Origin of the sequence: Bilifractor sp. LCP21S3_F8 (genome assembly GCF_052117805.1) — a bacterium.
Taxonomy (GTDB): Bacteria; Bacillota; Clostridia; order Lachnospirales; family Lachnospiraceae; genus Bilifractor.
Window position 1 is genome coordinate 135,676 of sequence record NZ_JBQKIK010000004.1, and the last position, 20,278, is coordinate 155,953.

Here is a 20,278-nt window from a genome sequence, read left to right on the forward strand (position 1 = left end):
GCAGATCATTGCAGCAGCCTTTCTTTGTTTTTGAGACAATGAGACCAGGCGGTTGAGCTTATTTTAAAAAGGGTAATGATGAAAAAATACAGAAACATAAAAAATTCCGAGGACCGAGGAAGAGAAAAGACATACAGCCGCCGCGCGGGCAGAAGACAGGCTGCAAGAAAAAAGGAACGGAAGGTACTTGCCGATCTGATCGGATCAAAGAATTACAAGCCGATGCGCGCGAAGGATATCGCGTTTCTTCTGGACGTACCGAAGGCAAAGGTTAAGGATATGATGGAGGCGCTTGACGCTCTGGTTCTGGAGCACAAGATCCGAAAGGACAAAGAGGGCCGCTATGAAATGGTCAGGCCCGGCGATCAGGCAGAAAAAAACGGATCCGGGGAGTCTGCTTTTCTTGCGGGTCATGAGAAGTCCGGTTCCCGCCAAGGTGATCTGACCGGCCATAAGGGCGCCGATTCGCGCCGCGATGATCTGAACGGCCATAAGCGCGTTGATGCCCGTCATGGCGACCGGGAATCCCGCGGGAGGAGCCGCAGGGGTTCTGAGGCGGGCGGAAACTCTCGCAGCGAAAGGGTTATTACCGCGGAGATCCGGAACGCTATCCGCAAGCTGGATCCGGATGATCCGGCGACAGCACTCACCGAGGTAGTGCTGGAATATGGGGTTCCCGCTGAATTTCCGCAGAAGGTTCTGGATCAGGCAGCCGGATTTCCCGCCTGCCCGGGTCCGGGGGACATCGCCGGTCGTCTCGATCTGAGGAGCCGGCAGATCATTACGATCGACGGAGATGATTCCCGGGATTTTGATGACGCGGTTTCGCTCGAGCGGGACGGATCGGGGTATATCCTTGGTGTGCATATCGCGGATGTCACAAATTATGTGGTGGCTGGCAGCGCGCTGGACAAGGAAGCGCTGAAGAGAGGAACCTCTGTCTATCTCGCGGACCGTGTGATTCCGATGCTGCCCGAAAAGCTTTCCAACGGGGTCTGCTCTCTGAACGAGGGCGAGGACAGACTTACGCTGTCCTGCATCGTGAAAATGGACAGGCAGGGAAATATCCGCGGCAGCAGGATTGTGGAAAGCGTGATCTGCAGCTCGCATCGCATGACTTATTCCGAAGTGGACCGGATCTTCACGGAGAATCCGGCCGAGCTCAGGGAAAAATACGCGGATGTTCTTCCGATGCTTTTTGATATGCGTGACCTGGCGGCAAAACTTGAGCAGCAGCGCCACGATCGCGGCATGATTGATTTCGAATTTCCGGAGACCAAAATCCGGATCGACCGGATGGGATACCCGGTGGAGATCCGTCCGTCTTATCCGACAACTGCGACAAAGCTGATCGAACAGTTCATGCTGACCGCAAACGAGGTGGTTGCGAAAACGTATTTTGACAAGCAGGTGCCGTTTTTGTACCGGACGCACGAAAGCCCGGATGAGGATAAAATTGAGGATACGCTGAAGCTGGTGCGCTCCATGGGGATCTCTGCGGAAAAGGCGGGACATCACATCACGCCTTCTGAAGTGCAGAAGATCATCAGCCGTGCAGAGGGGACGCCCCGGGAATCGCTTGTCAGCTCCATGCTTCTGAGATCCATGCAGCAGGCCAGATACACGCCGGAAAACGGCGGTCATTTCGGTCTTGCCTCACAGTACTACTGCCACTTCACATCACCGATCCGGCGATATCCGGACCTTCAGATCCACCGGATCATCAAGGATGATCTTCACGGGAATCTGACCGGAAGAAAACTGTCGTATTACAACCGGATCATGCAGGATGTCGCGTGGAAATCCTCCGCGCTTGAGCGGCGGTCCGTTGAGGTAGAACGGGAGACCAATAAAATCGAGATGGCCAGATACATGGGCGAACATCTCGGAGAGGTGACGGAAGCACAGGTAACCGGTGTCACCGGATGGGGAATCTACGTACAGCGTCCGGACACAATTGAGGGGCTGGTGCATGTGTCAACGTTGAAGGGCGATTACTATATCTTCGATGAGAGCGCCATGACGCTGACCGGGAAAAACAGCGGAAGGATATTTGAAATCGGACAGAAGCTCCGGGTAAAGGCGGTCCGGGCAGATGCAAGGCTCCGCCAGATAGATTTTGTCCTTGCGGAAGATGATGACGAGGGAGAGAACGGAAATGGCAAAGGAAAAGGGAACGAAGCTGATTGCGAATAACAAAAAAGCTTACCATGATTATTTCATCGATGAAAAGTATGAGTGTGGCATTGAGCTGCACGGCACAGAGGTAAAATCCTGCCGTATGGGGAAATGCTCCATCAAGGAATCCTACGTAGGAATCAAGGACGGAGAGATTTTTATCTATGGAATGCATATCAGCCCTTATGAAAAGGGAAATATTTTCAACCGCGATCCGCTCCGCGTCAAGAAACTTCTCATGCATAAAAATGAGATTCTGAAACTTCAGCAGAAATCTGCCCAGAAGGGCTTCACGCTTGTTCCGCTTCAGGTCTATTTCAGAAATTCCAGAATCAAGGTCGAGATCGGACTTGCGCGAGGCAAGAAGCTCTATGACAAGCGGGCGGATATCGCGAAGAAGGACATGCGCCGCGAGACGGAGCGCGAGTTCAAGATCCGGAATCTGTGACAGATCCGGACACATCAGAACGACCCGATTACAGGCGGGGCTGACGGTCAGGAAGATGTCTTCCGGATAATTGCGCGGAACATGAGAAGAACGTACAGACCAGCGGTAATCCATGCTGCCTGATGGGTCCAGCAGATGGTAGTGAATCCAAGAACCGGGAGCGTTCCGAGTGCGAAAGCCGTGCGGGCAATCATTTCGATGACACCGGAGAAGATCGCCTTGCCGGGCTGTCCCATTCCCTGAATCGCGGGGCGGAATACATTGACAGAGGTGACCAGCCAGAACGTGAATCCCACGGTTTTCAGAAACTGAGCTGTGATATCCAGTATCCGGGCAGAATCCGGGGATTTATTTAGAAAGAGCATAGCAATCTCTCTTCCGGTTAAAGCCATGAGTGAACCAAAGATCACGCCATACAGCAGGCCCATGAGGAAACCCTCCCGGACACCCTTCCGTATGCGGTCATATTTTCCTGCGCCAAAGTTCTGTCCCACATAGGTGGCGATCGAAGAAGACAGAGCAACATACGGACACATGACAAACTGCTCGATCCGGTCACCCGCCGTGTATCCGGCGACATAAAGACTGCCCAGACTGTTGTTGCAGGCCTGCATGACCATGCTTCCAATTGCTGTGATGGAAAACTGCAGTCCCATCGGAAGCCCCATGACAAGCAGGTTTCTGGCGTATCTTCCGCTCCATACCCGATCTTCCTTCTGAGGATGCAGCAATTTCATGCTGCGCGCAATGTACAGAAGACACATCAGACCACTGAGCGCCTGGCTGGTGATGGTTGCGACAGCAGCTCCGGAAACGCCCCATTTCAGAACAGCTACGCAGAACAGATCCAGAAAGATATTCAGCGATGCGGCAATGGCAAGAAACAGAAACGGCTCCCGGCTGTTCCCCACTGCACGGAGAAGCGAAGCCTGCATATTATAGAAAAACGTAAAGGGCAGGCCGAGAAAAATGATGAGCAGATACTGATCCGCGTCACGGCGGATGCCTTCCGGCGTGTGCAGGACCTGGATGATCTGCGGACATAAAATGGCCGTAGCCGTCGTCAGTACAGCGGCACAGAGAATGGTGAGGATCACGGTGTGGTAGATGTACCGGCGCATTTCCTGCATTTTGCGGGCGCCGAAACGCTGGGCAACCGGTATGGCGAACCCGTCACAGGCACCGCTGCAGAATCCGATTACCATAAACTGGACACTGGAGGAGGCGCCGACCGCCGCCAGTGCGCTCGCGCCGAGAAGTCTTCCGACGATGATAGAATCAACCATATTGTAAGTCTGCTGTACAAGCTGTCCCAGCAGGACCGGAATCATAAAACGCAGGATGAGACGGAATGGACTTCCCTCTGTCATGCGGCGGATTCCCCCGGAAATCTGTGTATTGGTATCTGACATGATTTCTGACATGATATTTTTTCCCTTCTATAGTCGCCGGCAGCTTATTATTGAAACAAATGGATCAGCCCCATGCATATGTTAAAACGCATAGATCAAGCAGTCCCATGTATATATTAAAACGCATAGATCAGCTGTGTAATATTGCGAATGAAAAGGCCTGATCGGGCGCCGTTGATGATTCTATCATGCATAGCCGTGCTGTCAAGATACCTTATACTATTTGCAATTGAGAACACGGAGAAAGGGGAAACTGTAAGAGCAACCCGTTGACATCGGCAATAAGCTGTGGTATATTAAGGAATACTGAATCATATACCAGAGGGACGCTTTCCGTGTCGGAAGGCGGTTCCGTTATTAGCTGTATGATTATTATACGGGCTAGTACTGGTTTCGACGGGGATTTTGAAGTTCGGGAAGCCATCCGTGGAAGCCGTGACCACGTAAAAACATGACAATTAAATTTAAACGCTGATAACGATAGTTACGCGCTTGCTGCTTAACTAAAGCAGCTGTCGGGCAGGAGGGTTCCCGTGCCTTCCTGTTTCGGCATTATCCAAGACGGGGAACTGTCATGCCAAAGCTTTGAGGTATGGCGGATTTTATGAAGCTACTGAAACCGTAAGCCTGTCAGGCGGCATACGGCAGAGGGAATGTCAATAGACTGACTGTGATGGAAGAAGCCGGACAGAGAGGTTTTCGGACGCGGGTTCGATTCCCGCCTGGTCCACTTGAAAAAATCCCGGAGATCCTTTATTTACAAGGGTTTCCGGGATTTTTTGTTTCTGTTTGTTTGCAAATTGTTAGATCATAATGGGCTTTATTCTTTCGTCTGCTCCGTACGAAAGAGCTTCGCATACTTTTTCTTCATACTCTTTCTTTAAGAAGAGCTTCGCATTTTCTATAAAGAATTTGCGGAGCTGTTTTTTTACGCGAACAGTGAGCCGCAGCCGAATGCGAAGTATTCGTGTGCGGCGAGCGTCGCGATAGCGAGATAAAACTCGCGCAGCGTGTTTTATCTCGCTTACCTGTGTTCATTTATAACGCGCTGTCTGCGGCTCTTTTATTATGCTGTCAGAATCCCTGTCAGAACACAAAATGTACCAGAAGCATGTAGCAGGCGGTTCCACCGGCCATGGGAAGAATCATCCCTTTCTTCCAGACAAAGAGCGCTATGACTACAGCGATGGATATAAGCTCCGGGAGCCCGTGGTGTGCGCCGGCGAAATTCACATTTCGCAGGCAGTAGATGACCAGAAGCCCGAAGACGGCAGGCGCCAGCACCTTGCCGAGATAATTGATGACCCGGGGGATTTTTTTCCCTTCCGGGAACAGGATATATGGGAGAAACCGGGTCAGGACGGTGCCGAGAACGGCAACTCCGATGGTTATGAACTGCTGGTATAGCGGCATATCAGTCATGGCGTTCCTCCTTCGTGACTATTCCTGTCTTTGCTGTGTCTGTACTTGTGCCTGCTGTGACTATTCCTGTCTTTGCTGTGTCTTTGCTTGCGTCTGATGCTTCTATACTTGTCGTTGCTGTGTCTGCTGTGTCTGTACGTGCCGCTGTTTTTTGCAGTTCAGCAGGAGCACCGGACGGATCCAGAAATCTGCGGAAGCTCATGAGAAGTGCCAGTATGAGTATCATGGCGGGTATGATGAAATGATCCGCGCCAAAGATGATCAGGGCCACCACGGAACCGAGGATGCCGATCAGCTCGGGAATATGATCCTTTATCAGGGTTTTCATACGCGTGCCGTCCTTCATCCACTGATTCATCAGAATTACAACAAACATGGCAGTCATGACAAAATCAAGACCTTCGACATCAAAGGTAATGAGACCTCCCAGAAGGCCTCCCAGAGTTGTTCCAAGCGTCCAGTACATCTGATCCAGAAATGAAATCCAGAAATAAAAACTGCCGCGGTCTACGCCTTCCGGAACAGGAGTGGTATAAATAACGGAGAAGGTTTCATCACTGGTGGTGTAAATGAGATAAAACTTTTTCCAGCCGACGTTCCGGTAAGTTTTGAGAAGGGAGATTCCGTAGAACAGGTGGCGGGCACCGACCATGATTGCCGTGACAAAGACGGACAGGGGATGGAAGGCAGACAGAAGCATGGAGACCAGAAGGAACTCCATAGACCCGGTATAGACGATCAGCGCCGTCAAAGTCGGATACCACCAGGGAAAACCAGACGTCCGCATGAGAATGCCGTAGGTGATCCCGAGAAAGATATAGCCCGCCATTACCGGTATGGTATGGGGAAAGGCGGAACGGAAAGCACTGTGAGAATTATTGATGTCGTTCATAAGGACTGCTCCGAAAACAAGAAGAAGGTAATGAATGAAGGGTAAATACCGGACAAAACAAAGAACAACAGCGGTCCGGGCTCTGTCCGCACCACAGAATACTTAAAGCAGGCTGGTGTTGGACAGCCATGCTTTTCTCGTAATTTGCGTAATTCAGTATACAGGATTCCATAAAAAATGCAAACGATCGGATCCGTGGCAATGGGGCGGAATTCCTGCCCGTGGGAAGATTCGGGTATTGATCGGACCGGCAGATTCCGTTAAGCTTAATGCGATGAATATTGCGGGCAGAAATCCTGCAGGATGGGCTGCAACCAAAGGGGAGAAAGAAGATGGGTGACATACTTTTTATTGTTGTACCGGCGTACAATGAGTCAGAAAATATCAGGCAGCTGGTGAGCGACTGGTATCCGGTCGTAGAAAGACACAGCGCGGGGCAAAAATCACGGCTGGTGATCGTAAATGACGGGAGCCGGGACGATACCTATGAGATTCTGCAGGAACTTGCCGTGGATCGGCCTCTTCTGCAGCCGCTGACGAAACCGAACGGGGGACATGGATCGGCCGTTTTATTTGCTTACAGGTACGCGGTTGATCAGAGAGCGGATTATATTTTTCAGACAGATTCGGACAGGCAGACAGATCCTGCGGAATTTGAAGCGTTCTGGGAGCAGCGGGAATCCTTCGATGCCATCTTCGGGAACCGCACGAAGCGCGGAGACGGGAAGAATCGGGCATTTGTAGAGAAGGTGCTCTGCCGGATACTGAAGTATTATTTCAGGGTGTCTGTTCCGGATTCGAACGCGCCGTTCCGTCTGATGACAAGAGCTTATCTGGAGGAGTTTCTTCCGATGATGCCGGCGAACTACAATCTTCCGAATGTCATGCTGACGACCTTTGGCGTCCGCTTTCACAAAAGGGTGAAGTTCATTCCGATTACATTCGGACCGCGTCAGGGAGGAAAGAATTCCATGAACGTAAAGAAAATTGTGAAGATCGGCTGGCAGGCGCGAAAAGACTTCAGAATGTTCCGGAAGTATACAGGCTGAAGCCAAATGATCATTTGCCCCGCGACTCATCACATTTTTTACACAATGTTTCTCTATAATTAAAATCGTATGGGTTCGATGAGTATATAACAGCCGATCAGAAGCTGGTGTTTGTTTGAAAAAAGAATGACATGCATTGCAGGCGCCGTTTGTGTTACATTTGATCATAACAGGCGGAAGGATACGCAGCATTGCATGAGAAGGCCATCCCTGAATTATATCAGGTAAGGAGAGATGCGATATGGATAAACTGAAGGTAATGGTAGTTGATGATGAAGCAAGGATGAGGAAACTGGTCAGAGATTTCCTCGTAAAAGATAATTTTAATGTCATTGAGGCTGCAGACGGGGAAGAGGCTCTGAGCAAATTTTATGAGGATAAGGATATTGCACTGATTTTGCTGGATGTCATGATGCCGAAGATGGACGGATGGCAGGTCTGCCGCGAGATCAGGAAGGAATCAAAGGTTCCGATTATCATGCTGACAGCGAGAGGCGACGAGAGAGACGAGCTTCTGGGCTTTGATCTGGGGGTTGACGAGTATATCTCCAAGCCCTTCAGTCCGAAGATTCTGGTGGCAAGGGTTGAGGCAATCCTCCGCAGGACGAATAAGATGAACCAGAACGATATTCTGGAGGCGGGCGGAATCGAGATCAACAAATCCGCTCACCAGGCGTCTGTGAACGGGCAGCCCATCGAGCTGAGTTTCAAGGAATTTGAGCTGCTCACATATTTTCTCGAGAATCAGGGAATTGCGTTGTCCCGGGAGAAGATTCTGAATAATGTGTGGAACTACGATTATTTCGGTGACGCGCGGACGATTGATACGCATGTGAAGAAGCTGAGAAGCAAGATGGGGAGCAAGGGCAACTATATCAAGACCATCTGGGGCATGGGGTACAAGTTTGAAGTGGACAATGAATAAATGAAGAAATCACTGAGAAAGAGGATCGCCCTGACTTTTATCCTGATCATGGCTATGTTCATAGCGATGATCGGTGTGTTTGAGTATTTTTTTGTTGACGGGTATTATATGCGCGTCAAGATGAATAAGCTGGTGGACAGCTACAACATGGCGAATGAGGCGGACAGCGACACCATGCCGGAATCCTTTAATAAATTCGCAAATATCAACAATCTGACGTACGGAATCACCGACGCGAATATTTCACGTGTTCTGGATACCAATTCAAGGAATTCCTCGACCATGTCGGGACGCCTTTTCGGCGTGATCATGGGGAAGGAAGAGGGGAATTACGCGAAGGTAAAGGAGACGGAGAAGTATTCGGTCATCCGGATTCAGGACCGTTTTGCCGGCATTGAGTATTTGGAGCTGTATGGAACGCTGGAAAACGGCGACTACTATCTGGTGCTGACTCCGGCGCAGAGCATTGCCGAGGCCGCGCAGATCTCTGTCCGCTATTATCTGTACCTTGGCTTCCTGGCAATTGTCATCGGCGCGATCAGCATCTGGTTTGTCACAAAGCGGATTGTAGAGCCGATCCTGGAGCTGAACAGCCTGTCCAAGCGAATGGCGGATCTTGATTTTGACGCACATTATACCAGCGGCGGAGAAGATGAGATCGGAGAGCTGGGGAAAAACTTCAACGTGATGTCGGATAAACTGGAGACGGCGGTGAGCGACCTGAAGAGCGCAAACGCCAGACTGGAGAGAGATATCGCGGAAAAAATTCAGATCGATGAGATGCGGAAGGAATTCCTGGGAAATGTGTCCCATGAACTGAAGACGCCGATCGCGCTGATTCAGGGATATGCGGAAGGACTGAAGGATAATGTCAATGACGATCCGGAGAGCCGGGATTTTTACTGCGATGTCATCATCGATGAATCCAAGAAGATGAACCATATGGTGCGCCAGCTTCTGACACTGAACCAGCTGGAGAACGGCAATGACCAGCTCAGCATGGAGCGGTTTGAGCTCGTCGAGCTGATAAACGGAGCCGTGGCGCATGAGAAGCTGATGATCGAGCAGAAGAAAGCGCGGATTATCCTGAACGCGAAGGCTCCGATTTACGTCTGGGGTGATGAGTTCAAGATCGAGGAAGTGATTACCAACTATCTGACCAATGCGCTGAATCATCTGGAGGGTGACGACAGAATAGAAATCACCTGCACCGAGAAGGACGGGATCGTTACAACCACGGTGTTCAACAGCGGGAAGCCGATACCTGAGGAGTCGCTCGACAAAATTTGGGAGAAGTTCTATAAGGTGGATAAGGCAAGAACCAGAGCCTACGGCGGCAGCGGAATAGGTCTGTCCATCGTGAAGGCGATCATGGATGCGCATCAGCAGAAATGCTGGGCCACCAACTACAAAAACGGCGTGGCCTTCTCCTTCACGCTGGAAAGCAAAGTTGAGATTTGAAGAAAAAACATCGCCGCATCGTTCTCTGGAACGGTGCGGCTTTACTTTTCATTCCGGATTGCCCTCTTCGCTCAGGTGGTATTCCTTGTATTTCTGCAGAAAACCATCCGGGTGTTCGAAATCCGTGTGCATCAGCCTTGCGGTGATGTTTGCGGCCAGCTGACTGCGCGTACAGCCGCCTCCGATCGAGGCATACTGCACCGGCGTTTTTTCCGGGAAAATCGAGGTTGTGAGGTTTAGACCGATGCCGATGCATACCTCCTGAAGTTTTCCGGATTCCAGATCGGTGCTGGTTGCTTCACAGAGGATCCCGCCTATCTTGTGAGATCCGTCATAGAGATCATTTACCTTGCGGATCTGAAGAGACCGGCCGGTCAGTTCCCTCACTGCTTCGACAGCCGCGACAGCGGCGGCACGGCTTACCAGCTGAAACTTCGTCAGAATGAGGTTCAAAGGGAGAAGAAGCGTCATGTAGAGACCGGTAGAAGCCGGAGAGTAGAAGCCGGATCCGTTGTGTCCGCGTCCCTGTGTCTGCCGTTCACCGATGATAAGGGCGGCGCTTGAAAAGCCATCTGCGATCATGCGCTGCGCCTCCAGATTCGTGGAATCGATTTCCCGGAAGAGGCAGATCCTGATACGGCAGGAACCATCCGCGAGAAACATGTCATCCGGAAGCTCGGAACGGATGCTGTCCTCGGAAACAATGTCAGAGGATTCCCTCAGATAATAGCCTCTCTTCCGGTCAGAGAGGATGGGATATCCTTCGCTTTTTAATGAATTGACGGCCTTCCAGATGGCATTTCTGGAGACACCGTACCGGTCCGCAAGATCCTGCCCGGAAACCGGATTTCCTATATTCTGCTGCAGCTCTCTCAGAATCTGTTCTTTTACTTTTACCATTGTGCACTCCTCGCCGGTTCCTATTATACCACAGTAAATGCCCGTACGATAAGTCGTGCCACATACTGTACAAGTCCCCGCGTCACTTCGCTGCTTCGCAGCTTCCGTGCCGCTAACAGGTGACCGACTTCGTCGGTCTGTCGCGGCGTTCGCCCCACCGCTTCACACTTTGTGTGAGCGGATGTGGCTCACTGCCCGCGCATATTCGTACTCCCGCAATCCCGCAGTAACTCACCATGGAAAAATTTTTGGATTTTTGCTATAATATACTCATAATTGATGACGAATGGGTGAATTTTTTTCAGCAGCTGAAGGTTAAGCACATATAGAAAAGAGGCAAAAAATGTATCAGAAAGGTGACTATGTAGTTTATGGATCAAATGGACCATGCCTCGTAATGGATGTGACTCGGCTACACATGCCGGGCTGCGACAGAAAACGTAAGTATTACGTTTTACGACCGGTTAATTCAGACAAGAGTACGATTTATTCCCCGGTAGACAATGATAAGGTGGCGATGCGTGAAATACTGGATCGTCAGTCCGCGGAGGCAATCATCGATGAAATCCCCGATATCGAATTTCTCGAGGTTGAGAGTGAAAAGTTCCGCGAAGAACAGTACAAGGATATTATCCGCAACAACAATGTCAGAGACTGTATCAGCATGATCAAGACATTGTTTGTAAAGCGGAAGAAGAGACTGGAGCAGGGCAGGAAATTCACGACGGTGGATGAGAAGTATCTCAGAGAAGCAGAAGCGATTGTTTGCAGTGAATTTTCCATTGCTCTGGGGAAGGACGCGGATGCGGTCGATCAGCTTCTCCGGAACAGATTCAAGCTCGTGAAGGAGAAGCCGAAGGCATAGGCGCGGGTCTTACATCAGAATTGGATGAGTCACGACGGTTGCTGACAGAATGAGATACGGAACAAGATATACAATGTGATAAAGAACAAGATACGGAATGAGATACCGAACAGAAGCCTGGGGACGGCCGGTTGCCGATTACCCTGCGGCTTCTTTTTTGTATCCGCTTCCAAGGCTGTGACCTGCTGCTCTGGCGTCGTTCGCGGCCGATCTGCTCCTGCGTCGTTCGCGGCCGATCTGCTCTGGCGTCGTTCGCGGCTGATCTGCTCCTGCGGCGTTTCTGGCTGATCTGCTTTACATTTTCACAGAGCTGGAATATCATGAAAAAGAACTCTGTATGCAATCTGCGGCAGGAGTATTGCTGAGAAGAATTCTGTATGCAGTTCGCGGCAGAATTGCCGCTGAGAAGAATGCTGAATATACAGAGGAAGATGAAGGAGAAAGATTTAAATGAAAAATTCCTATCGTTTTTTTGAAAATCGGGATTGCCAGTACTTTCCGTGTCATAAAGGGCTTGAGAACTTCAACTGCATGTTCTGCTACTGTCCCTTCTATCTCAGTGAGAAATGTCCGGGGAATCCTGTCTTTGTCAGCCGCGGGAACAATGAAATCATCAAGGACTGCACCGACTGCAATTTTCCTCACCGTCCGGAGAGCTACGATGTAATTATCCGGTGGATCATGCATGAGAATAAGCATCGGACTTTCAGCGAGGAGATCAGAAAAAAAGCAGTCCTTTCAAGAAAAACAGATGCATCAGCAACAGACACGTCAAGAGCGGATACATCAGGAGCGGATACATCAAGAACAGACACGTCAAGAGAAGATACAGGCGGATCCCTGTAAAATTTTCAGATGATTTAAATATGGAAAACTGACGAGATGAAAGAAAGAAAAATCCTCAAGAACAAAGCATATCTTTACCTGACAGAATTTTTCGCGGGCATGGCTGTCATGGCCGTGGAGCTTGGAGCTAGCCGTCTTCTGGCTCCTTATTTTTCGTCCTCACAGATCGTCTGGACCATCATCATTTCCACGATCATGATCGCGATGGCTCTGGGAAATATCTATGGGGGCAGAAGCGCGGACAAAAATCCGGATCCTGACAGGCTTTATCGCCGGCTGCTGATCGCCGCGGTATGGACGGCAGCCATACCGGTACTTGGCAAATACATTATTCTTCTGATCACAGGCATTCTGATCGTCACGATCAGCAGCAATCTTCTGATTGCTGCGGGCTTTCTCGCGTGTATGGTCATTTTCGTATTTCCCTGCTTTCTGCTCGGTACTGTGACGCCGTCTCTTACCAAATATGCGGTCCGAAGTCTGGATGACAGCGGAAGCACCGTGGGAAGGCTCGGCGCCGCGAATACCGTGGGCAGCATCATCGGCACCTTCACGCCGACCTTCATCACAATTCCGACGGTTGGAACGTCGGTGACATTCCTGATTTTCTCGGGTATTCTTCTGGCACTTGCCATGATCTATTTCATCAGCGCCAACACCGGAAGAATCCGTTGTCTGGTATCGGTGATCTTGTTTGTGGTGTGCAGTGTCTTCGGCCATTCCGGACATTTTGCGTTCTGGAACAATTCTCTGGCTTACGAAGGCGAATCCATCTACAACTATCTGCAGGTTCAGGAGGACAAGGATACAGTAATCCTCTCAACCAACGTCCTTTTCGGCATTCAGTCGATCAGCAGAAAGGACGGGTCGCTGACAGGAATGTATTACGATTATGCGATGGCTGCGCCTGTGATGGCAGGATTCGTGCCGGATGAAGAGGTGAGTGAGGCTTCCGATAAGGAGAGCGGGTCAGGTGACGATTCGGCAGCAGACGTGGATGCGGGAGCGCGGGCAGTATCCGATGCGGGAGCGCAGGCAGAATCGGACGCGGGAGCACAGGCAGTATCCGATGCGGGAGCTCAGGCAAAATCGGATGCGGGAGACCGGGAAGAATCGCGTGCGGGCGATGCCTGTGACATCCTGATTCTTGGAAACGGATCAGGAACGTACGCAAAGGAGTGCGCAAATTACTTCCCGGACGCGAAGATTCAGGGAGTGGAGATCGATCAGAAAATCACAGATCTTGCCGGCAGGTATTTTGACATGCCGGATTCCGTAAAGGTCGCTGCCTACGACGGGCGGGCGTATCTGGAGGCGGACCGGCACACCTATGATGTAATCATGGTGGACGCCTACCAGGATATTTCGGTGCCTTTTCAGATGTCCTCCGTGGAATTTTTCAACATGGTAAAGGAACATCTGAAACCGAACGGAGTCATGGTAGTGAACATGAATATGCGCGCATCGGGCGAAAAATCCATCAACAGCTATCTCTCTGACACAATCTCCGCTGTATTTCCTTCTGTGTATACGGTCGATGTGAAGGGATACACAAACCGCGAGCTTTTTGCACTCAATGAGGATCTGGATATGGATACCCTCAATGATCGTCTGGACAGGATTGGAGATCCGGATCTAAAGGCGCTGCTGAAAAAGGTTTGCGGAAATCTCAGACAATACCGGAGGGGAGACCTTCTGCTCACCGACGATAAGGCACCGGTGGAGCTCCTGAGCATGCGCGCAATCGATCAGATTATCAATGATGAGCTTGCGTACTATAAAAAACTCTTCAGAGAAAAGGGTATTCAGGGGGTACTGAATGAGCTCTGAGAATATAAGGATTGGTGAAAAAGTTGAACAAGAAAACGGTGTTTCTGGACATTGACGGAACGCTTACAAATTTTCGGGGAGAGCTTCCGGAATCGGCGGAATATGCCCTCCGGGAAGCGGCAAAACGTGGACATGATATGGTGATCTGCTCGGGAAGGACATACGCGCAGATTTACGCGTGGATCCGGGAGAGCGATTTGTTTCAGGGGATCGTCAGCGGTGCGGGAACCATGGTGCGCAGTCGGGGAGAGATTGTTTTTCGCAGATATGTGGAACATGAGAAAACAAGCATGCTTCTGGACTATCTGGATGAGATCGGAAGTCTTTATTTTCTCCAGGGAGATTCCGGAATTTATTGCCCGCGGGACAGAAGGGAAGAGGTCCTGCAGCTGTTCGGCGGAACGGAGGAGACCCTGGAAGAAAAATCAAAGCTGCTTGGCAGAATTACTTTTACCGATGCGCCGAAGGATAGCCCCGAGGTGAATAAATTTGTTTTCTACGGTGCGGGCCGGTCAATCCGGCAGATGCAGGAGGACCTCAGCAAATATTTCACTGTTGTGGAGACGAGCTTCAAGCTCGGAGATACGGTGGACGGCGAAATCACGATGAACGGATATGACAAGGCCTTCGGCATGCAGCGGTATCTTGACGCGAACGGGGGCCGGAGAGAAGATACCATCGCCTTTGGTGACGGACCGAACGATTTTGAGATGCTGGATTATGCGCAGGTGGGAGTGGCGATGGGAAACGCTCTGCCTGCGCTCAAAAAGACGGCGGATCTCGTCACAGATCCGGTAGATGAAGACGGACTGATGCATGCCTTTCAGAAACTGGGGCTGATCTTATGATGAAAGCGTAAAGGGCACCGGGACGGGTTATATGATGGAAATGTAAAAGGCACTGGGATTGATTGTATAAGAAGTTGAGAGCATCGGGTGGATCTGGTGATGCCTGTTATATGATTGATGCGAGGAGGTAATTATGATGGAGAGCAGCGGACAGGAAAAAAGAGAATTTGTTCAGGAAAACAGCAAAGCGGATAGTATAAGAGATACTCTTCAGAAGGAAGTGCTGAAGATGGCAGAGGATGCCGGATTTTCGCACATGGCGCTGGCGGACAGAGCAACCTGGCATACCATGAAGGAAGTGCGTGACATGTGCGCGGCGGATAAATGCAATGCATATGGACATAGCTGGACCTGCCCGCCTGCCTGCGGGACGATTGAAGAGTGTCAGGCAAGGATGATGGAGTATGATTGGGGCGTTCTGGTTCAGACAACACAGATGCTGGAAGATTCCATGGATTATGAGGGTATGATGGAGGGAGAGAAGACCCAGAAGGAACATTTCTCGGATTTTCTTCAGAGGCTGAGAGAGAAGCATATTGACGTGCTGGCGCTGTCAAGCGGCGGATGCAGAATCTGCCGCAAATGTTCGTATCCGGATTCTCCGTGCCGCTTCCCGGAGAAGGCGCATTCATCCATGGAGGCCTATGGCCTTCTGGTGAGCCAGGTCTGCAAGGACAACAACCTTGGGTATTACTACGGGAAGGATACGGTAACATACACGGGGCTGATGCTGGTGAAGGAGCATTCGGGTTCTGCGAAGTAACCGGGCTCTCCCGGGCAAACAGTACGGCAGCAAGGTGGCTAATCCCATAATCCCGTGCAGAGGCGGTGTCTTTACGACGAAGAATATTTACGAGTAAGCCGTCAAAGAGGACTTTCTGTAAACGATCTCCGGCAAAGGATGCTCATCATGCCCGCAGCGGCACATGTCCGGGGATTGCCGGAATCCCCGGGCATGCAGGATCAGGAATCGCTTTGGGAGTCGGAGATGTGTCCGGAACTGATCCGTATACCATTGACTTCAACGTTGTCGGTAACCGGAATCAGAATATATTCGATGCCGTCGATCATCCGGGTCTCGATCAAATCTGCCCTGGAGGAATCAATGGAGATCTTCACATCATCGGATTTCACCTCGAACTTGCCGGGAGTGGCGATGTTGGAGGCGAGGATGTGCTTATCCCCGGACGGATCGTCATTGTAGGTTTCTTCGAAATGTTCGATCTGCTCCTGCTCGGCTCCGCAGCTTTCAAGGAAGTGACGAATTTCGTTCTTGTCGAGAGGCGTCGGCTCCGGATCGTCTTTTTTTCCCTCCAGAAGCGCATTCAGATTCCGGTGTACCGTCTTTGCCACCTCAAAATCACAGTGATCGCTGAAGGTGTCCTCAATGATCTGATCAAAGGTTTCTTTCTGGTCACCGGCCGTCATCGGAAGACTGCACCCGAGGATATCGTCCGGAATCTCGGGATGTAGAAGCTCTGCGTTTTTTGAATAGTAGAGGATGGAGTGGATGTCGGTGTTGCGGTCATTAAAGGCAGGGAAGAGGAAGCCTGTCTCGGGCATCTGAACCATCCAGTCCTGTGTCTTGTCGATGAAGGAATTCGTGGGAGCATCGAACACCAGGCCGGGCTTTGACAGAGACACCGGGCAGATGCTGCACATGATAAAGGAATATACGTAGTCCGAGGCATCGAACATCTCTTCGTGATCTGTTCCGTGACCTGGAACATCGTAATTTCCGTGGATCAGAAGGATGAGATAGTTCTCTGCGTAGAGATAGGAGCTGATGATCTTGTCGTAAAAGGCGGAGATCAGCTCGTCGTCCTCCAGCCGGCTGTCTCTTAGAGCCATCAGGTCCTTCTGATGGCCGCCCTCCGCCTCTTCACTGAGCGGAAACTCGAGGTTCAGCAGATTTTTTCCGACCTGTCCGGAGAGCGTCTTCTTGAAGATATCTGTATATTTGTGGATCTCTTCCTCGGGAAGAGAGAGAAACGCCTCCTTCATCTCCGAGATCTTATTCTTGTGACCGTCCACATAGCAGCCGCAGATCCGGTCAACCCGGCAGTCGTCGGGCTTAAATAGTTTCCTGATTTCAAGTACTTCTTTTTTATTCATATAAAACCTCCTGTTAACTGTAACAAGTATAACTGATTCGATTTGCGAAAAAAAGTCGAAAAATGAGTCGAAAAAAGTCTTCCTTCAATTTGAAAAAAGTGCTTGCTTTTTCTCACGGTCTCTGCTATCATAGTCCTCGGTCGATTGGTCAAGCGGCTAAGACGTCGCCCTCTCACGGCGAAAACAAGGGTTCGATTCCCTTATCGACTGCTGGCAGAACATCTCGGTGTTCTGCTTTTTTTTTACGCGAACAGTGAGCCGCAGCCGAATGCGAAGTATTCGTGTGCGGCGAGCGTTGCGATAGCGAGATAAAACTCGCGCAGCGTGTTTTATCTCGTTCGTATTGGGGAACTGCAGCATTGGGAAGTTGTATTCGAACAGAAAGTTTCGCACGCGCGGAAGGAGAGGAATGCTTTTTTTCAGCCGGGCGGAAGAAGAGGCGGGCCGTTTGCCCGGATGGAATCGGAAATAATCCGGAGAAACTCTTATGCGTTCGTAAAAATTAAAGTGAACTTCTCTGTTACTAATAAAGATTATCGAAATGGAAAAATAACTTGCATTTAACGGTTGCGTCTGGTATTATAATAAACGGTCGATTGGTCAAGCGGTTAAGACGTCGCCCTCTCACGGCGAAAACAAGGGTTCGATTCCCTTATCGACTGCGGCAGAACACCTTGGTGTTCTGCTTTTTCTTTATACAAATATTGAAACATCGGGTCGCATGTTTGTAAATCAGTTGACTGCAGATGTTCAGATAGCTGAATAGGTATTTCTGGATCATGCTGGCTCCTGCTCACCGAGAATCTAACGTATTCTGAGCAGGAGCTGTTTTTGCTGGAGATAAACGAGATCATGATTATCACGAACATACAGGTATTCCTTCCGGACAAGAGCTTCCGTAAAGGATGCATCGTCACGAAGGATGATAAAATAGAGCGGATATATACACAGAAAGAAGAGGAAGGATCAGGGGAAATGGATGATCCGAACCTCATGGAAGATGCGTTCTCCATTTGGAGGGGAAAGCCGGGCTTCCGGGAGAAACAGGATATTATTGACGGCCGGGGAGCTTATGCGATCCCCGGCCTGATTGATCTTCATTTTCATGGATGCAGAGGAGATGATTTCTGTGACGGTTCGATGGAAGCGATCAAAAGAATTGCGGAATATGAGGCGTCTGTCGGTGTGACGGCCATTGCTCCGGCTACGATGACACTTCCGGTTTCGAAGCTCGTCAGCATCCTGCGCACCTCCGCAGAATATCGAAGAGAAGTCTGTGACGAGGGCATAGCAAGACTTGTGGGCATAAATATGGAAGGACCTTTTATCAGCTCTGCAAAACGGGGTGCGCAGGACGCGAAATATATCATTCCATGTGACGCATCTGTCTGCGATCGATTTCTGGAGGCTTCCGGGGGACTGGTGAAATTTATCGGGATAGCGCCGGAAGCGTCAGAAGATGCCATTTCTTTCATCCGCCGGGTGAAGGACCGGGTTCATGTGGCGCTGGCGCATACAGACGCGGATTACGAGACAGCACTTGCGGCGTTCCGGGCGGGAGCGGATCATCTGGTGCATATGTATAATGCGATGCCGCCGTTCGGACACCGCGCTCCCGGCGTGATCGGGGCGGCCCTTGACAGCCCGAAGGTGATGTGTGAAATCATCTGTGACGGCATCCACGTCCATCCGTCCGCGATCCGGGCGGCCTTTCGGATGATGGGTGAGGAACGGATGGTTTTAATCAGCGACAGCATGAGAGGAACCGGCATGCCGGACGGGAGGTATACGCTTGGCGGGCAGGAGGTTGATGTCAGAGGAAGAAGAGCAACGCTTGTAAGGGACGGATCCCTGGCAGGTTCTGTGACAAATCTTATGAATTGCCTGCGTACGGCCGTGCGGGAAGCAGGAATACCGCTGGAAACGGCGGTTACCTGCGCGACGAGAAATCCGGCAGAGGCTCTTGGAATTCTTGATCATTACGGTACTCTCGAGGAGGGAAAAATGGCGGATGTGGTTCTCCTGGACAGAAATCTGGGGCTGCAGGGAGTCATTGTGCGCGGAAGGATGCGTGTCGGTGAAAAATGAAGGCGGCATTTATCCGGTGGGAAGACGGTTTATAGCCGGTGGACAATGAAGGCGGCTGATAACCGGTGGAAGATGAGCCGGTGGAAGATGAAAGCGGCTTTGAGCCAGTAGAAGTTAAGAGAGGCCGGGTTGACAAAAATCCGGTTCCATGGCAAATTGTAAAGCGTTAGTGTTCAGAATTGGACATATGCGAATGGCAGAGGTGGTATGAGGAAGACGGCATGAGAATACAGGATTTTGAAGGCGCGATTTTTGATCTGGACGGTACTCTGCTGGATTCGATGGGCGTGTGGCATCAGATTGATGTTGATTTTCTGGCGAAGAGGGGTATCGAGGTACCCGATGATTATCAGAAGGCTATCACGCCTCTCGGTGCCCTTGAAGCAGCGAGGTACACAATACGGAGATTCCATCTGGAGAATGACACACCTGAGGGGCTTGTCCGCGAATGGCTGGATATGGCGCAGGAGGCGTACAGCAGCCATCTTCCCCTGAAGCCTTACGCGTTAAACTTCGTGAAATATCTGAAAGAATCCGGATTGCATATCGCTGTGGCTACTTCTTCGGATGATGCGCTGGTCCGGCCATGCCTGGAGAGAACCGGACTGATGAGGCTCCTCGATGATTACTGTACGGGCAACGATGTAAAAAGAGGCAAGGGATTTCCGGATATATATCTGAAAGCAGCGGCCGCGATTGGAACCGATCCCGGGAAGACCATGGTATTTGAGGATATTGCGGAAGGCCTTAAGGGTGCGAATGCCGGCGGCTTCTACACGATCGGCGTATACGAGAAGGCGAATTACCGGATGCACCCGGAGATGATGGAGATCGCGGACGAGTTTATTTTCTCGTTCCGTGAACTGCTGCCGGATGACTGGATGGCAGACTGATTTCCGCAAAGCGCGCGGATGTATTTTGAAGATGGTCGGGTGGCGGACTGATTTCCGCAAAGCGTGCGGATGTATTTTGAAGATGACCGGATGGCGGACTGATTTC

Annotated in this window: 17 protein-coding genes, 2 tRNA genes and 1 other RNA gene; 15 read left to right on the top strand and 5 right to left on the bottom strand. The window is 50.7% G+C overall.

All coding sequences use genetic code 11. The features are described from left to right. Positions 1 to 78 precede the first annotated feature (78 nt). Together rnr and smpB are read left to right on the top strand one after the other, a co-directional pair. Complete coding sequence (rnr, locus tag ACTQ3A_RS03540) at positions 79 to 2,196, top strand: ribonuclease R (RefSeq protein WP_441494061.1); 2,118 nt, start codon at positions 79 to 81, stop codon at positions 2,194 to 2,196. Further along, a complete protein-coding gene (smpB, locus tag ACTQ3A_RS03545; RefSeq protein ID WP_441494062.1) occupies positions 2,159 to 2,626 on the top strand; it encodes an SsrA-binding protein SmpB in 468 nt (155 codons plus the stop codon). Before rnr ends, smpB begins: the two co-directional genes overlap by 38 nt. A 47-nt stretch (positions 2,627 to 2,673) precedes the next feature. Here the strand turns inward: smpB and ACTQ3A_RS03550 are convergent, their stop codons facing one another. After that, positions 2,674 to 4,050, bottom strand: a complete 1,377-nt coding sequence (locus ACTQ3A_RS03550) for an MATE family efflux transporter (RefSeq protein ID WP_441494063.1) — start codon at positions 4,048 to 4,050, stop codon at positions 2,674 to 2,676. Positions 4,051 to 4,416: 366 nt separating this feature from the next. Here ACTQ3A_RS03550 and ssrA point away from each other — a divergent pair. After that, positions 4,417 to 4,771, top strand: a transfer-messenger RNA (tmRNA) gene (gene ssrA / locus ACTQ3A_RS03555). Between the two features lie 353 nt (positions 4,772 to 5,124). Here ssrA and ACTQ3A_RS03560 read toward each other — a convergent pair. Together ACTQ3A_RS03560 and ACTQ3A_RS03565 are read right to left on the bottom strand one after the other, a co-directional pair. After that, entirely contained in the window at positions 5,125 to 5,460 is a 336-nt protein-coding gene (locus ACTQ3A_RS03560) for a branched-chain amino acid transporter permease (protein ID WP_441101196.1), read from the bottom strand. Beyond that, positions 5,453 to 6,352: an AzlC family ABC transporter permease gene (locus tag ACTQ3A_RS03565; RefSeq protein ID WP_441494064.1), complete on the bottom strand. Its 900-nt coding sequence runs from the start codon at positions 6,350 to 6,352 to the stop codon at positions 5,453 to 5,455. The genes ACTQ3A_RS03560 and ACTQ3A_RS03565 overlap by 8 nt, the downstream gene beginning before the upstream one ends. 332 nt (positions 6,353 to 6,684) lie before the next feature. On the opposite strand from ACTQ3A_RS03565, the gene ACTQ3A_RS03570 reads away from it, so the two are divergent. From ACTQ3A_RS03570 to ACTQ3A_RS03580, 3 genes are all read left to right on the top strand, one after another. Next, positions 6,685 to 7,401 (top strand): glycosyltransferase family 2 protein, encoded by a 717-nt coding sequence (locus ACTQ3A_RS03570; protein WP_441494065.1) that lies wholly within the window; start codon positions 6,685 to 6,687, stop codon positions 7,399 to 7,401. A 241-nt stretch (positions 7,402 to 7,642) separates the two neighbouring features. Then, the gene (locus ACTQ3A_RS03575) at positions 7,643 to 8,326 is read left to right on the top strand and encodes a response regulator transcription factor (RefSeq protein ID WP_441101198.1); all 684 of its coding nucleotides are present in this window, start codon (positions 7,643 to 7,645) and stop codon (positions 8,324 to 8,326) included. Next, entirely contained in the window at positions 8,327 to 9,787 is a 1,461-nt protein-coding gene (locus ACTQ3A_RS03580) for an ATP-binding protein (protein WP_441101199.1), read from the top strand. It abuts the gene before it with no gap. A gap of 48 nt (positions 9,788 to 9,835) precedes the next feature. On the opposite strand, the gene ACTQ3A_RS03585 is transcribed toward ACTQ3A_RS03580, so the two are convergent. Beyond that, positions 9,836 to 10,687: a biotin--[acetyl-CoA-carboxylase] ligase gene (locus ACTQ3A_RS03585; RefSeq protein WP_441101200.1), complete on the bottom strand. Its 852-nt coding sequence runs from the start codon at positions 10,685 to 10,687 to the stop codon at positions 9,836 to 9,838. 343 nt (positions 10,688 to 11,030) lie between these two features. Between ACTQ3A_RS03585 and ACTQ3A_RS03590 the strand changes: the two genes are divergently transcribed. The 5 genes from ACTQ3A_RS03590 (at position 11,031) to ACTQ3A_RS03610 (ending at position 15,839) form a co-directional block, all read left to right on the top strand. After that, entirely contained in the window at positions 11,031 to 11,552 is a 522-nt protein-coding gene (locus ACTQ3A_RS03590) for a CarD family transcriptional regulator (RefSeq protein WP_441101201.1), read from the top strand. A 450-nt stretch (positions 11,553 to 12,002) separates the two neighbouring features. Beyond that, complete coding sequence (locus ACTQ3A_RS03595) at positions 12,003 to 12,398, top strand: cysteine-rich small domain-containing protein (RefSeq protein WP_441101202.1); 396 nt, start codon at positions 12,003 to 12,005, stop codon at positions 12,396 to 12,398. Positions 12,399 to 12,434: 36 nt separating this feature from the next. Then, positions 12,435 to 14,228 (top strand): fused MFS/spermidine synthase, encoded by a 1,794-nt coding sequence (locus ACTQ3A_RS03600; protein WP_441101203.1) that lies wholly within the window; start codon positions 12,435 to 12,437, stop codon positions 14,226 to 14,228. A 23-nt stretch (positions 14,229 to 14,251) separates the two neighbouring features. Continuing rightward, positions 14,252 to 15,076 (top strand): Cof-type HAD-IIB family hydrolase, encoded by an 825-nt coding sequence (locus ACTQ3A_RS03605; RefSeq protein ID WP_441495243.1) that lies wholly within the window; start codon positions 14,252 to 14,254, stop codon positions 15,074 to 15,076. A gap of 133 nt (positions 15,077 to 15,209) precedes the next feature. Beyond that, on the top strand, positions 15,210 to 15,839 hold the full coding sequence (locus ACTQ3A_RS03610; RefSeq protein WP_441101204.1) for a DUF2284 domain-containing protein: 630 nt from the start codon (positions 15,210 to 15,212) through the stop codon (positions 15,837 to 15,839). 200 nt (positions 15,840 to 16,039) lie between these two features. Here the strand turns inward: ACTQ3A_RS03610 and ACTQ3A_RS03615 are convergent, their stop codons facing one another. After that, on the bottom strand, positions 16,040 to 17,191 hold the full coding sequence (locus tag ACTQ3A_RS03615) for a DUF4317 domain-containing protein (RefSeq protein ID WP_441494066.1): 1,152 nt from the start codon (positions 17,189 to 17,191) through the stop codon (positions 16,040 to 16,042). A 138-nt stretch (positions 17,192 to 17,329) separates the two neighbouring features. On the opposite strand from ACTQ3A_RS03615, the gene ACTQ3A_RS03620 reads away from it, so the two are divergent. From ACTQ3A_RS03620 to ACTQ3A_RS03635, 4 genes are all read left to right on the top strand, one after another. After that, positions 17,330 to 17,401: transfer RNA gene (locus ACTQ3A_RS03620), tRNA-Glu, on the top strand. Between the two features lie 380 nt (positions 17,402 to 17,781). After that, a tRNA-Glu gene (locus ACTQ3A_RS03625) sits at positions 17,782 to 17,853 on the top strand. A 190-nt stretch (positions 17,854 to 18,043) separates the two neighbouring features. Beyond that, complete coding sequence (gene nagA / locus ACTQ3A_RS03630) at positions 18,044 to 19,279, top strand: N-acetylglucosamine-6-phosphate deacetylase (protein ID WP_441494074.1); 1,236 nt, start codon at positions 18,044 to 18,046, stop codon at positions 19,277 to 19,279. A gap of 221 nt (positions 19,280 to 19,500) precedes the next feature. Then, positions 19,501 to 20,172, top strand: a complete 672-nt coding sequence (locus ACTQ3A_RS03635) for an HAD family hydrolase (protein WP_441494067.1) — start codon at positions 19,501 to 19,503, stop codon at positions 20,170 to 20,172. The last annotated feature ends 106 nt before the right edge of the window (positions 20,173 to 20,278 follow it).

Bases quoted from the DNA above. Each gene is read 5' to 3' on its own strand.
- rnr (WP_441494061.1), top strand. From the start codon at position 79: ATGAAAAAATACAGAAACATAAAAAATTCCGAGGACCGAGGAAGAGAA.
- smpB (WP_441494062.1), top strand. From the start codon at position 2,159: ATGGCAAAGGAAAAGGGAACGAAGCTGATTGCGAATAACAAAAAAGCT.
- ACTQ3A_RS03550 (WP_441494063.1), bottom strand. From the start codon at position 4,050: ATGTCAGAAATCATGTCAGATACCAATACACAGATTTCCGGGGGAATC.
- ACTQ3A_RS03560 (WP_441101196.1), bottom strand. From the start codon at position 5,460: ATGACTGATATGCCGCTATACCAGCAGTTCATAACCATCGGAGTTGCC.
- ACTQ3A_RS03565 (WP_441494064.1), bottom strand. From the start codon at position 6,352: ATGAACGACATCAATAATTCTCACAGTGCTTTCCGTTCCGCCTTTCCC.
- ACTQ3A_RS03570 (WP_441494065.1), top strand. From the start codon at position 6,685: ATGGGTGACATACTTTTTATTGTTGTACCGGCGTACAATGAGTCAGAA.
- ACTQ3A_RS03575 (WP_441101198.1), top strand. From the start codon at position 7,643: ATGGATAAACTGAAGGTAATGGTAGTTGATGATGAAGCAAGGATGAGG.
- ACTQ3A_RS03580 (WP_441101199.1), top strand. From the start codon at position 8,327: ATGAAGAAATCACTGAGAAAGAGGATCGCCCTGACTTTTATCCTGATC.
- ACTQ3A_RS03585 (WP_441101200.1), bottom strand. From the start codon at position 10,687: ATGGTAAAAGTAAAAGAACAGATTCTGAGAGAGCTGCAGCAGAATATA.
- ACTQ3A_RS03590 (WP_441101201.1), top strand. From the start codon at position 11,031: ATGTATCAGAAAGGTGACTATGTAGTTTATGGATCAAATGGACCATGC.
- ACTQ3A_RS03595 (WP_441101202.1), top strand. From the start codon at position 12,003: ATGAAAAATTCCTATCGTTTTTTTGAAAATCGGGATTGCCAGTACTTT.
- ACTQ3A_RS03600 (WP_441101203.1), top strand. From the start codon at position 12,435: ATGAAAGAAAGAAAAATCCTCAAGAACAAAGCATATCTTTACCTGACA.
- ACTQ3A_RS03610 (WP_441101204.1), top strand. From the start codon at position 15,210: ATGATGGAGAGCAGCGGACAGGAAAAAAGAGAATTTGTTCAGGAAAAC.
- ACTQ3A_RS03615 (WP_441494066.1), bottom strand. From the start codon at position 17,191: ATGAATAAAAAAGAAGTACTTGAAATCAGGAAACTATTTAAGCCCGAC.
- nagA (WP_441494074.1), top strand. From the start codon at position 18,044: ATGATTATCACGAACATACAGGTATTCCTTCCGGACAAGAGCTTCCGT.
- ACTQ3A_RS03635 (WP_441494067.1), top strand. From the start codon at position 19,501: ATGAGAATACAGGATTTTGAAGGCGCGATTTTTGATCTGGACGGTACT.